12 protein-coding genes and 1 tRNA gene are annotated in these 11,338 nt (G+C 70.7%); 4 read left to right on the forward strand and 9 right to left on the reverse strand.

The window, feature by feature from the left end; all coding sequences use genetic code 11:
• Positions 1–15: 15 nt before the first annotated feature.
• Entirely contained in the window at positions 16–696 is a 681-nt protein-coding gene (locus tag NCI01_RS07705; RefSeq protein ID WP_254180897.1) for a histidine phosphatase family protein, read from the forward strand.
• 155 nt (positions 697–851) lie between these two features.
• Here NCI01_RS07705 and NCI01_RS07710 read toward each other — a convergent pair whose 3' ends face one another.
• From NCI01_RS07710 to NCI01_RS07725, 4 genes are all read right to left on the reverse strand, one after another.
• Positions 852–2,192 carry an MFS transporter gene (locus NCI01_RS07710; RefSeq protein WP_254180898.1) on the reverse strand — a complete coding sequence of 447 codons (1,341 nt, stop codon included), beginning with the start codon at positions 2,190–2,192 and terminating at the stop codon, positions 852–854.
• A complete protein-coding gene (locus NCI01_RS07715) occupies positions 2,189–3,145 on the reverse strand; it encodes a carbohydrate kinase family protein (protein ID WP_254180899.1) in 957 nt (318 codons plus the stop codon). Before NCI01_RS07715 ends, NCI01_RS07710 begins: the two co-directional genes overlap by 4 nt.
• 7 nt (positions 3,146–3,152) lie before the next feature.
• A complete protein-coding gene (locus NCI01_RS07720) occupies positions 3,153–4,382 on the reverse strand; it encodes an AGE family epimerase/isomerase (protein WP_254180900.1) in 1,230 nt (409 codons plus the stop codon).
• 65 nt (positions 4,383–4,447) lie between these two features.
• Positions 4,448–4,529: transfer RNA gene (locus NCI01_RS07725), tRNA-Tyr, on the reverse strand.
• A gap of 84 nt (positions 4,530–4,613) precedes the next feature.
• Between NCI01_RS07725 and NCI01_RS07730 the strand changes: the two genes are divergently transcribed.
• From NCI01_RS07730 to NCI01_RS07740, 3 genes are all read left to right on the forward strand, one after another.
• On the forward strand, positions 4,614–5,105 hold the full coding sequence (locus NCI01_RS07730) for a YajQ family cyclic di-GMP-binding protein (protein WP_186340191.1): 492 nt from the start codon (positions 4,614–4,616) through the stop codon (positions 5,103–5,105).
• A 274-nt stretch (positions 5,106–5,379) separates the two neighbouring features.
• Positions 5,380–5,667, forward strand: coding sequence for a hypothetical protein (locus NCI01_RS07735; RefSeq protein WP_254180901.1), 288 nt, complete (start codon positions 5,380–5,382; stop codon positions 5,665–5,667).
• Positions 5,668–5,878: 211 nt separating this feature from the next.
• Complete coding sequence (locus NCI01_RS07740) at positions 5,879–6,346, forward strand: hypothetical protein (RefSeq protein ID WP_254180902.1); 468 nt, start codon at positions 5,879–5,881, stop codon at positions 6,344–6,346.
• 453 nt (positions 6,347–6,799) lie between these two features.
• Here the strand turns inward: NCI01_RS07740 and NCI01_RS22660 are convergent, their stop codons facing one another.
• The 5 genes from NCI01_RS22660 to NCI01_RS07765 are packed head-to-tail and all read right to left on the reverse strand — an operon-like array spanning position 6,800 to position 11,336.
• The gene (locus NCI01_RS22660; protein WP_254180903.1) at positions 6,800–7,453 is read right to left on the reverse strand and encodes a cobalamin B12-binding domain-containing protein; all 654 of its coding nucleotides are present in this window, start codon (positions 7,451–7,453) and stop codon (positions 6,800–6,802) included.
• Positions 7,454–7,512: 59 nt separating this feature from the next.
• Complete coding sequence (locus NCI01_RS07750) at positions 7,513–8,490, reverse strand: sulfate/molybdate ABC transporter ATP-binding protein (RefSeq protein ID WP_254180904.1); 978 nt, start codon at positions 8,488–8,490, stop codon at positions 7,513–7,515.
• A gap of 46 nt (positions 8,491–8,536) precedes the next feature.
• Positions 8,537–9,409 (reverse strand): sulfate ABC transporter permease, encoded by an 873-nt coding sequence (locus NCI01_RS07755; RefSeq protein WP_254180905.1) that lies wholly within the window; start codon positions 9,407–9,409, stop codon positions 8,537–8,539.
• Positions 9,402–10,250 carry a sulfate ABC transporter permease subunit CysT gene (gene cysT, locus NCI01_RS07760; RefSeq protein ID WP_302181758.1) on the reverse strand — a complete coding sequence of 283 codons (849 nt, stop codon included), beginning with the start codon at positions 10,248–10,250 and terminating at the stop codon, positions 9,402–9,404. Before cysT ends, NCI01_RS07755 begins: the two co-directional genes overlap by 8 nt.
• Positions 10,251–10,286: 36 nt before the next feature.
• Positions 10,287–11,336 (reverse strand): sulfate ABC transporter substrate-binding protein, encoded by a 1,050-nt coding sequence (locus NCI01_RS07765; protein WP_254180907.1) that lies wholly within the window; start codon positions 11,334–11,336, stop codon positions 10,287–10,289.
• Positions 11,337–11,338: the final 2 nt, after the last annotated feature.

Here is an 11,338-nt window from a genome sequence, read left to right on the forward strand (position 1 = left end):
CCCCGAGGAACCGCCTTGAGACTCCTGCTGATGCGCCACGGCCAGACCCACGCCAACGTCGCCGGCGAGCTCGACACCGCCCACCCCGGGCTCGACCTCACCGACCTCGGCCGGGCCCAGGCCGCGGCAGCCGCGAAGGCGATCGCCGACGAGCACCTCGACGCGATCTACGTCTCCAGCCGGGTGCGTACGCACCAGACGGCCGCGCCCACCGCCGAGGAGCGCGGGCTCGAGCCGGTCCAGCTCGACGGGCTGGAGGAGATCGCGGCCGGCGCCTTCGAGATGCGCAGCGACCACGACGCGGTCGCCGGCTACATCGGCTCCGTCGCGACGTGGCTCGAGGGCGACCTCGACCACCGGATGCCGGGCGGCGAGACCGGCCACGAGTTCCTCGCCCGCTACGACGCGGCCGTCCGCACCATCGTCGAGACCGGGCACGGCGCCGCGCTCGTCGTCAGCCACGGTGCCGCGCTCCGCACCTGGGTCTCCACGCGGATGGCCCCGCACCCCGACGCGCCGCCCGCGACCCAGCCGCTCCACAACACCGCGCTCATCGTGCTCGAGGGCGACCACGACTCCGGCTGGGAGATGGTGTCCTGGCAGGGCCACGCCGTCGGCGGTGAGCTCCTCGAGGACCCCACCGCCGAGGACCCCACCGGCGACCTCGACCCCGACGACGACGGCGAGATCGGCTGACGCGCCCGCGGCTGCCCGGGGAGACGGCCGACAAGTTCAGCGATCCCCGGCCGCCCGGGGAACCCTGGACATGTCAGGCCTTGCACGGGCCGACAAGTTCAGGAACCGGCCGCTGTCAGTCGGTCGGCGGTACGACGTACGCCTGGCCTGCGCCCCTAGACGCCCTCGGTGCCGATGCCGGGGTGGACGAAGGGCTGGCCGGCCCGCATCTGCTCGACGGAGCCGGGGTGGACGCGGGCGAGGTGCGCGATGCCGCGCCGGCGGTAGCGGAGCACCTGCACGACGCCGAGGCCCCAGAACAGGTACTGCACCGCCATCGCGAGCTTGAAGTCGCCGAGCGTGTAGGACTCCATGCCACCGGGGGCCGACAGGTCGAGCACGATGCCGATCAGCGCCATCGTCAGCAGGGAGGCGGTGAAGCCGCCGATGTTGACCAGCCCGTTGGCGCGGCCGGTCTCGTGGGGAGGCGTGAAGGAGCGGGCCAGGTCGAAGCCCACCATCGACGCGGGGCCTCCGCTTGCCGTGGCGAAGGCCATCACGACCACCAGCCACGTCGGCGCGACGCCGGGCCACAGCAGCACCGCGGTCCACGGCACCACCATGGTGAGGACGACGCCGACGACGAGCCACGAGCGGTAGTAGGGCAGCCGGCCCACCAGTCGCGCCAGCACCAGCCCGCTCACCACCGCCCACGCGGTCATCGCCATCAGCAGGGTGCTCGCCTCCGCGGAGGACCACCCGAGGCCCTGCACCAGGAACGGGAAGCCCCACAGCAGGGCGAAGACCGTGGCGGAGAACTGCGAGGAGAAGTGCGACCACATGCCCAGCCGGGTGCCGGGGTTGCCCCACACCGTGCGCACCGACTGTGCCAGCGCCCGCAGCTTGATGGCCACCACGTCGGAGCGCCGGTAGGGCGAGTCCTTGACGAGGGCGACGACGGCGACCAGCAGCACGACCCCGACGCTGGCGGTGAGTGCGAAGGTGCGGGTCCAGCCCAGCTCGTGCAGGAGGTAGGACAGCGGACCGGCCGCGGCGATCGCACCGAGCTGGCCGGTGAGGCCGGTGAGCTGGGTGACCATGGGCGCCTGCCGCACGAGGAACCAGATCGTGACGAGCCGGATGACGCTGACGAAGACCATCGCGTCGCCCGCCCCCACGACCGCGCGGGAGGCGACCGCCCCGGCGAAGGACGTCGAGAACGCGAAGCCGAGCTGGCCGGCCGTCATCAGCACGAGACCGGCCAGCAGCATGGCGCGCGACCCGTAGCGGTCCAGCAGGACCCCGACCGGCACCTGCATGCCGGCGTAGACCACGAGCTGGAGGACGGTGAACGTCGCCAGGCTCGTGGCGCTGATGTCGAACCGGTCGGACGCGATGATGCCCGCGACGCCGAGCGAGCTGCGGTGGAACACCGCGAGCACGTAGACGGCGAGCGAGACCAGCCAGATGACCCAGGCCCGCCGCCTGCCGATGTCGTGGATCTGCTCCGCGCTCACTCCTGTCCGGCTTCGCGGTCCACGCCGAGCGCGGCGGAGAGCTCCGCCCGCGTCGGCGGGTCGGCGCCGGGGCGGGAGACGTTGATCGCCGCACCCACGGCGGCGGTGGTGACGACCTCGAGCAGGTCGCGGTCGGTCAGCGCGCGCAGCGCGTCCGCGCCACCCGGTCCGTGGACCCCGTGGGCGAGGAGGGCGTCGATGAGCACGCCGCTGAAGGTGTCGCCCGCGCCGACGGTGTCGGCCACCGCGACCGGCACGCCGGGCACCTCGAGCACGGTCCCGCCGGGACGTACGGCGACCGCGCCGGCGCCACCGCGCGTCACGACGACCAGCCCGGGTCCCGCGTCGGCCCACCGGGTGGCGGTCGCGACGGGCTCGTCGTCGGGGTGGAGCCAGTGGAGGTCCTCGTCGCTCACCTTGACCACGTCGGCGAGCGCGACGAGCTCCTCGACGCGGGCCACGGGCCCGGCGCGGTCCGGGGTGATCGCCGGGCGCGCGTTGGGGTCGAGCGACAGCAGCGCCCGGCCCCGGTGGGTGCGGAACGCCTCGAGGACCGTGTCGGCGCCGGGGTCGAGGACGGTGGCGATCGAGCCGACGTGGAGCACGTCGCACGCCTCCTCGGGCACCGAGCGCAGGTCCCAGTCGAGGTCGAAGTCGTAGGTGGCCGCGCCGGACTCGTCCAGGGTCACCGCGGCGCTCGACGTGCGGCCCGACCCGGTCGTACCGGCCAGGACGGTGACGTCGCTGGCCTCCAGCCAGGCCCGCACGGCGGCGCCGCGCTCGTCGTCGCCGAGCAGCGTCACCAGGCGCACGTCGCGCTCGAGCCGGCCCAGGGTGATCGCGACGTTGGCCGGGCTGCCGCCGGGGTGGTCGCGGGTCGTCCCGTCGGGGCCGGGCACCACGTCGACGAGTGCCTCGCCGACGACGAGGATCCGGGGCTGCTCGTCGGTCATGCCCCCATCATGCCGGTGCGGGTCGGGCGGCCGACAGCGCCACCGCGCGAGCGAGACTCGGTGCCAGGGGCAGTCGCGGGAGGAGGGTGGCCTGGACGGCGTGGTAGAGGTCGGGCTTGCCGGGCCACACGTGGGCCTGCGGCCGGTTGGACGGGTCGAGCTCGTGGTGCCACGACCCGCGCTCGCGGTCGACGAGGTGCTCGCGGGCGTAGGCCCACCACTCGGCGTAGCGCTGGGCACAGCCCTCATCGCCCGTACGCCGGTGCAGCGCCGCGGCGGCCGCGATCGCCTCGGCGGCCACCCAGTGCATCCGCTCGCGGACGACGGGCCGGCCCTCCCAGTCGGTGGTGTAGACGAAGCCCGGCGCTCCGTCGGCGTGCCAGCCGTCGGCGACCGCGCGGTCGAAGAGCAGGCGCGAGGTGTCGAGCAGCCCCGCGGGTGCCGTGTCCCCCAGGGTCGCCTCGAGGTGGAGCAGCAGCCGCGACCACTCCAGGCCGTGGCCGACGGTCGCGCCGTAGGGCTTGAACGGGTCGTCGGGCCGGTCGCGGTTGAGCTCGAGGTCGACCGACCAGTCCGGACCGAAGTGCTCGGGCAGCCGTCCGTCGTACGACGGTGCCAGCTCGACCACCAGGCCGGCCAGCCGGGCTGCCCTCTCGTGCCAGAAGTGGTCACCGGTCACGTCGCCGACGGCGAGCATCGCCTCGAGGGAGTGCATGGTCGAGTTGAGGCCTCGGTAGGGCGCGGGTGAGGTCCATCCCCGGTCCCACTCGTCGACCACGCGGCCGAGGTCCTCGTCCCAGAAGTGCTCCTCGAAGACCCGGGTCGCCTCGGCGAGCAGGTCGTCCGCACCGGCGAGGCCGGCGACGACCGCCGTCGACCCGGCGAGCATCACGAAGGCGTGGGCGTAGCAGGCCTTGGTGTCGTCGGGCTCGCCGTCCGGGCCGGCCGCGGCGAACCAGCCGCCGTGGTCGTCGTCGCGGAGCACGCCACGCAGGCCGTCGAGGGCTCCGGTCGCGACCTCGGCGCAGCCCTCGACCCCGAGCAGCGCGCCGATCCCGAAGACGTGGACGGTGCGGCTGGTGATCCAGGTGTGCACCGGACGAGCGAGGTCGGGGGCACCGTCGTCGTCCAGCCACGCCGCACCGCCGCGGGGGTGCACGACGCGAGTGCCGAAGGCGAGGAGGCGCCGGCACTCGGCGTCGAGCCAGGCGTCGTCGGGAGGGGCGGGATCGCTCATGTCGGCAGTCAAATGCACGAGACCCCCGCCTGTCGACGGGGGTCTCGCGACTGGACTACGTCCAGTGGCAGGTAGAGGATTCGAACCTCTGTAGGCAATGCCGGCTGATTTACAGTCAGCTCCCTTTGGCCGCTCGGGCAACCTGCCGGGCCGTGCGGAACAATAGCAAGGCACGCACTTCACCACGAATCGCCGGGGCACGCTCCAGGAGGCCCCACAAGGAGGCACAACATGGCTGACTCGAGCTTCGACATCGTGAGCAAGCTGGACCGCCAGGAGGTCGACAACGCGCTCAGCCAGGCGGCGCGGGAGATCGCGACTCGCTTCGACTTCAAGGGCACGGGCGCGTCGATCGAGTGGAAGGGCGAGAAGGCGATCGAGATCACCGCCTCGGCCGACGACCGCGCCAGCGCGGTGCTCAGCGTCTTCCAGGACAAGCTGATCAAGCGCAACCAGAGCCTCAAGATCCTCGACGCCTCCGAGCCGCGCCAGTCCGGGCAGGTCTCCAAGATCGACATCGCGCTCAAGGAGGGCATCACCTCCGAGGACGCCAAGAAGATCTCCAAGCTGATCCGCGACGAGGGGCCCAAGGGCGTCAAGGCGCAGGTGCAGGGCGAGGAGCTGCGCGTCTCGTCGAAGAAGCGTGACGACCTCCAGGCCGTCCAGCAGCTGGTGAAGGCGCAGGACTACGACTTCGCGGTGCAGTTCACCAACTACCGGTGAACCACGCCCTTCTGAGCGTGGGGCACGCCACCCCAATTACGTCCTGGTCGCGTTCGTGGCCTCAGCAATCTGACGACCGCACATACCGATGAGCGCGGCAGGCCTCGGGAGGAATGGTCTCCCCTCCTGGCTGTCTCGAACCTAGTCTCGAAGCATGAGTACAAGCGGCTGGTTCGCGTGCGCGCCAGAGGGGTCCACCCCAAGACCAGAGTCGACTCCTACTCCTGCGCAACGAGCGGTTGCCGCAGCCCAGCGGTCCGTTCCTTCGTCCGGAGTGCGCCGTGTCACTGAAGACATCAGCGACGACGACCTCTATGAAGCGTTCATCGAGTTCCTCGGGTGCTACGGAGTTGCCCGAGAGGTGGCCCTTGGTGTGATCCGCCTCGACATCGCCGAGGACATGTATCCCACTGGTCGCGAGGCGGGCCTGCCTCTGATGGTGCACCTCAGCCGGACGCAACTCCGTCGACTGGCTTGGGCTGAGGAAGACATCTTCGACGACACGGACCTCGGTGTGGTGCCCCGTACGACGCGTCATGTCGAGGTCGGATCGACACGTTGACCTTCGGGCTGGCGGAGGTCTTTGAGTCCGGCCGCACGCTGTCTTGACTGGGCGGATCCGCGGTCGAGGAGGTGTCCGTACCCGATCTCTTCCTGCGACCCTGGGTCGAGCAGACAACCAGCAGGACGACAGGTAGGCGTGGGACTGTCCAACCGCAACGCGCCCCGCGACACGAACGCGCTGCACGCCGCGTTGACCCGAGCCGGCGTGGGTGAACCACGACCACGAGTCGGGCACGACCCTCGTCCTGGCACTGACGAACTCTGACACCACCCAGCGGGTTGCCATCGCTAACCGGCTGCTCGATGACGGTGCCGACGTCAGCCGACGCCATCCCCTGCACGTGTTGCTGGCGCGCAACGAGCACGACTTCGCGGCCGAGGCGCCACTCGTCGAACGCCTCCTCGACGCGGGCGTGGACGTGAACGAGGTTCTTCCGAACGACGGGACACCGCTGGAGACGCTGGCTGCAAGGTTCAAGTTCAGCGACGTCACCCTCACCCCCTTCTACGACGTGCTGCTCGCTCGCCCTGACCTCGATCTACTGCGCCACGGCAAGAACGGGCGCACCGTGCTGGGAAACCTGCGGAAGTGGTCAGCGAAGCGCGCAGAGCTGGTCATCCGTGCCGAGCAGACCCTCACCGACCGCGGCATTCCCGTCCCGCCTCCAGGGCAGTAGCACCCAGCCCTCGAGCCAGCCCGGAGGGCCCCATGCCCATAGAGTCCGTCCCCGCAGCTGGCGCGAGGCTGGTGTCGAAGAACGTGCGCCGGCCGCATCAAGTGGATGGTCCGCGAGGAGTCCCGTGCGGCCGCGGACAACGGGTGGCGCGTAGCTGGGATGTCGACCGACGACCTCGAGGGCGACACACAGAAGCCGGACCCGTCCCTGTCGTTCACCGGCGACCGGGCCTCCGCAGCTCGCCTCCCGGAATGGTTCTGCTGGGAACGTCGAAGATTCCTCGAAGCCGAGGACACTCCCTGCCGCACCTGCCAACGTGGGTGCTGAGCGACCGGCAACCTCACGGGGGGCTGCCGGCACCGCCATGGACGAGAACGCCCCGCGACCAGGGGGTTGGTCGTGGGGCGTTCTTCATGACTCGGGCCGATCAGACCGGGCGGCCGGCGGAGCTGCTCACCAGCCGCCGCGGATCTCGGCCAGTGCGCCGACGAGCGCGACGACGGCGCGTACGGGGTCGGCGGGAAGCGTGAGCGCCCCGATCTCGGCCACGGTCTGATCGTCGGCGCCGCGCCCGGCGGCGTAGAGCGGGTGGTCGGCGGCGAGCTTGCGCAGCGCCGATGCGTGCGAGGTGAACATCGTCGGCCTCGTCGCCGCCAGCACGACAGCGTCGGCCCCGGTGCCGCGCGCCGCGGTGAGGATCGCCGGCACCGGGGTGTCGGCCCCCAGGAACCGCACGCGGACGCCTCGCTCGCGCAGCATCAGCGCCACGCACAGCAGGACCATGTCGTGCCGCTCCCCCGGCGGGCAGGCGAGCAGGACGACCGGCGCGACCGCCGTGGCGTCCTCGAGCACCGGCATCGGAGGTACGGCGGCCAGCGCGGTCAGCTTGCGCCGCAGCATGTCGCTGACGAAGTGCTCGTGGGCGACCGAGAGCGTGCCCTCCTCCCACCGGTCGCCGACCTCCTGCAGGAAGGGCAGGACGACGCCGGTGACCGCGCCGGACAGCGGCACGTCCCACAGCAGCCTGGCGATGGCGATCTCCGCGGCCTCGGCGTCGAAGGTCTCGACGGCAGCCCAGAGCTCGTCGGAGGTCGTCGTGAGGGTCACAGGCGAACGCTAGTCCGTGCCGGGCGCTCGCGTCGCGTCCTGGACCACGCTGTCGGCGCTCAGACGGCCGCCGCCATGCGCGGCACCACCGTGGCACCCGCCGCAGGGGTGAGCCACACGGTGCCCCCCTCGGCGAGCCCGTGGGTGCGCGCGTGGGCCCGGGTGACCACGACGGACACCTCGTCGCCGTCCACGGTGAGCACCGTGAGGCGTACCTCGAAGCCGATCCGGACCATCCGCGAGATCGTGCCCTCGACACCACCGGCGAGCCGGGGTGAGGAGTCGAGCTCGATGTCGTGAGGGCGGAGGGAGACGCCGCCGAGGTGGGTCACCTCGCCGAGGAACGACATCACGAAGTCGTTGGCCGGCTCGTCGTAGAGCTGGTCGGGGGTGCCGACCTGCTCGACGCGGCCCTCGTTGATGACCACGATCTCGTCGGCGACCTCGAGCGCCTCCTCCTGGTCGTGCGTCACGAAGACGGTCGTCACGTGCACGTCGTCGTGGAGCCGGCGCAGCCAGTCGCGCAGCTCCTTGCGGACCTTGGCGTCGAGCGCGCCGAACGGCTCGTCGAGCAGCAGCACCGACGGCTCCACCGCGAGGGCGCGGGCGAGCGCCATGCGCTGGCGCTGTCCGCCGGAGAGCTGCGACGGGAGCCGGTGCGCGAACTGGGAGAGGTGCACGAGCTTGAGCAGCTCCTGGACGCGGTGCTCGACCTCGTCCTTGGGACGCTTGCGGATCTCGAGGCCGAACGCGACGTTCTTGGCCACCGTCATGTGCTTGAAGACGGCGTAGTGCTGGAAGACGAAGCCGACGTTGCGCTTCTGGGCCGGCAGGTGGGTGGCCTCGACGCCCTCGATGCTGACCGAGCCGGTGTCGGCCTTCTCGAGGCCCGCGATGATGCGGAGCAAGGTCGACTTTCCGCCGCCACTGGGGCCGAGCAGGGCGGTGAGCTGGCCGGTCGGGATCGTGACGTTGACGTCCTCGAGCGCCACGAAGTCGCCGAACTTCTTGTTCAGTCCGGTCACGTCGATGCTCATGGTGGTGCCTCTCTGGTCGAGCTGGTGTGAGGTCAGGAGATGGGGGTCAGGGGTGGTTCTTGGGCCGGATGATCCCGACGATGACGATGCAGGCGACGGAGACCATCGCGAGGAGGAAGGCGGTGGCGTAGGCGCCCTGCTGGTCGAAGTTGAGGTACTTCTCCTCGACCGCGAGGGTCGCCGTACGCGTCTGGCCGAGCACGTTGCCCGACACGACCTTGACCGCGCCGAACTCGCCGAGCGAGCGCGCCAGGGTCAGCACGACGCCGTAGGTGATGCCCCACTTGATGGAGGGCAGGGTGATCCGCCAGAAGCGCTGCAGGCCGTTGGCGCCGAGGCTCTCGGCCGCCTGCTCCTGCTCGATGCCGATCTCCTCGAGCACCGGCACGAGCTCGCGGATCATCAGCGGCAGCGCCACGAAGGTGGTCGCCATGATGATGCCCGGCGTCGAGAAGATGACGTCGAGGCCCCAGCCGGCGAGCGTCGGGCCGAACCAGCCGTTGCGGCCGCCGTAGACCAGCACCAGGGCGAGGCCGACGACGATCGGCGAGACCGACAGCGGGAGGTCGAGGAGCGCGTTGAGCAGCCGCTTGCCCGGGAACTCGTAGCGGACCAGGAGCAGCGACATCCCCACGCCGAAGAGCGTGTTGATGACGACCGACCAGACGGCGACGTACGCGCTGAGCTGCAGCGCGACGACCATGTCGGGGTCCTCGAGCAGGGAGCGGATCGACTCCCACCCGTTGTCGAAGGTGTTGGTGACGACCAGCGACACCGGCCACGCCACGAGGAAGAACAGGTAGGCGGTGACGATGAAGCGGAGAAGGTAGGTGACCGGAGTCTTGCGCACCCGCGGCGGCCGGCGACGCTCCTCGACGGGCGGCACCTCTGCGGTAGGTCGGACCAGCGTGTCAGCCACGAGCGGCCACCCGCCTCTGGATCAGGTCCAGGAGCACGATCACCGCGAGCGAGATGGCCAGCAGCACCGTCGCGACGGCAGCGGCGGCCGCGACGTTGTCGTTCTCGATGCTGCTGAGGATGCGCACGGAGGTGACCTCGGTCTTGAACGGGAGGTTGCCCGACAGCAGGACCAGCGAGCCGTACTCGCTGACGCCGCGGGCGAAGGACAGGGCCGCGCCGGCGGTGATGGCCGGCGTGAGGCTGGGCAGGATGATGCGGCGGAAGGTGGTCAACCGGCTCGCGCCGAGCGAGGCGGCGGCCTCCTCCACGTCGCGGTCGAGCTCCTCGAGCACCGGCTGGACCATCCGGACCACGAACGGCAGCGTGACGAAGAGGAACGCGAGGAAGACGGCCGGGCGCTGGTTGGCGATGTCGACGCCGATCGGGCTGTCGGTGCCGTAGAGGGAGAGCAGCACCAGGCCGGCGACGATCGTCGGCAGCGCGAAGGGGATGTCGATCATCACCTCGAGCACCGACTTGCCCCAGAACCGGTCGCGGACCAGCACCCAGGCGATGAGCGGGCCCATGACGACGTTGACGGCGGTGACACCGAGGGCGGTGAAGACGGTGAGCCTGATGGCGGCGGCGGTCTGACCGTTGGTGATGGTCGACCAGAAGACGTCCCAGCCACCGTCGATGGCGGTGACGACGACGGCCGCCAGGGGGATCAGGACCAGCGCGCTGAACCAGATCATGGCGATGCCGAGCCCGAGCCCCGACGATCGCGTGAGCGTGGAGCGCGGCCCCGACCGGCGAGGAGTCCTCGCCGGTCGGACCGCTGCGATCTCAGTTGATGTCATGACAGAGATGGGTGGAGTGATGAGGTGGCCGACAGGTCACTCGAGCGAGAGGCCGGCGCCGAGGATGGCCTCGAAGATCAGGCCGTTCTCCTCGTCGAAGAACTTCGTCGACACCTCGTCCCAGCCGCCGAAGTCGTCGTCGACGGTCAGCAGCGTCTTGACGTCCGGGAACGGGTTGGACGGGTCGGCGGCGCCCTCGACGGTGCCGCCGTAGTCGACGTCGTCGCGGATCGGGCGGAAGCCGGTGAGCGCGAACTGCTTCTGGCCCTCGTCGGAGAGGACGAAGTCCAGCCAGGCCTGCGACGGCTCGGAGGCGTCCTCGAGGATGGCGCCCGCGTTCTCGATGAGGAGCGTGGTGTCGGGGAGGACGTACTCGAAGCCCTCGTCGTTCTGGGCGGCGAGGATCGCCTCGTTCTCGTAGGCCATCAGGACGTCGCCGGTGCCGCCGAGGAAGGCGGTGGTCGCGTCACGGCCGCTGCCGGGCAGCGAGACGACGTTCTTGAAGAACTTGTTGACGTAGTCGGTCGCCTCCTCCTCGGTGCCGCCGTCGCTGATCACCTGGCCGTAGGCGGCGAGGGCGTTCCAGCGCGCGGCGCCGGAGGACGCCGGGTTGGGCGTGACGATCTCGACACCGGGCTTGACCAGGTCGTCCCACGTCCGGATGTTCTTGGGGTTGCCGTCGCGGACACCGAAGACCACGACCGAGTGCGAGACGACGCCCTTGTTGTCGCCCGCGTCCCAGTCGTCGGCCACCAGGCCCTCGTCGACGAGGCGGGTGACGTCGGTCGGCACCGAGAAGTGGACGTAGTCGGCCTTGAGCCCGGCGGCGACGGCACGGCTCTGGTCCCCCGAAGGACCGTAGGAGGTCTGGAACTTCACACCCTCGCCCTCGGGCGTCTTGTCGAACTCGGTGGCGATGTTCTTGTTGGCGGCCTCCGGGACCGCGAAGCCCACGATGTGGATGGTGTTGGAGTCATCCTCTTCGCTGCTGCTGGCACCACCGGGGGCGCATGCGGACAGGGCCAGTCCGGACAAGGTGGCCCCGACGAGTGCGGCCGCGAGCGCGGCACGTGAACGGATCTGCATGG

The organism is Nocardioides pinisoli (assembly GCF_024199985.1).
GTDB lineage: Bacteria > Actinomycetota > Actinomycetes > Propionibacteriales > Nocardioidaceae > Nocardioides > Nocardioides pinisoli.

Bases quoted from the DNA above. Each gene is read 5' to 3' on its own strand.
- NCI01_RS07715 (WP_254180899.1), bottom strand. From the start codon at position 3,145: ATGACCGACGAGCAGCCCCGGATCCTCGTCGTCGGCGAGGCACTCGTC.
- NCI01_RS07720 (WP_254180900.1), bottom strand. From the start codon at position 4,382: ATGAGCGATCCCGCCCCTCCCGACGACGCCTGGCTCGACGCCGAGTGC.
- NCI01_RS07730 (WP_186340191.1), top strand. From the start codon at position 4,614: ATGGCTGACTCGAGCTTCGACATCGTGAGCAAGCTGGACCGCCAGGAG.
- NCI01_RS07750 (WP_254180904.1), bottom strand. From the start codon at position 8,490: ATGAGCATCGACGTGACCGGACTGAACAAGAAGTTCGGCGACTTCGTG.
- cysT (WP_302181758.1), bottom strand. From the start codon at position 10,250: ATGACATCAACTGAGATCGCAGCGGTCCGACCGGCGAGGACTCCTCGC.
- NCI01_RS07765 (WP_254180907.1), bottom strand. From the start codon at position 11,336: ATGCAGATCCGTTCACGTGCCGCGCTCGCGGCCGCACTCGTCGGGGCC.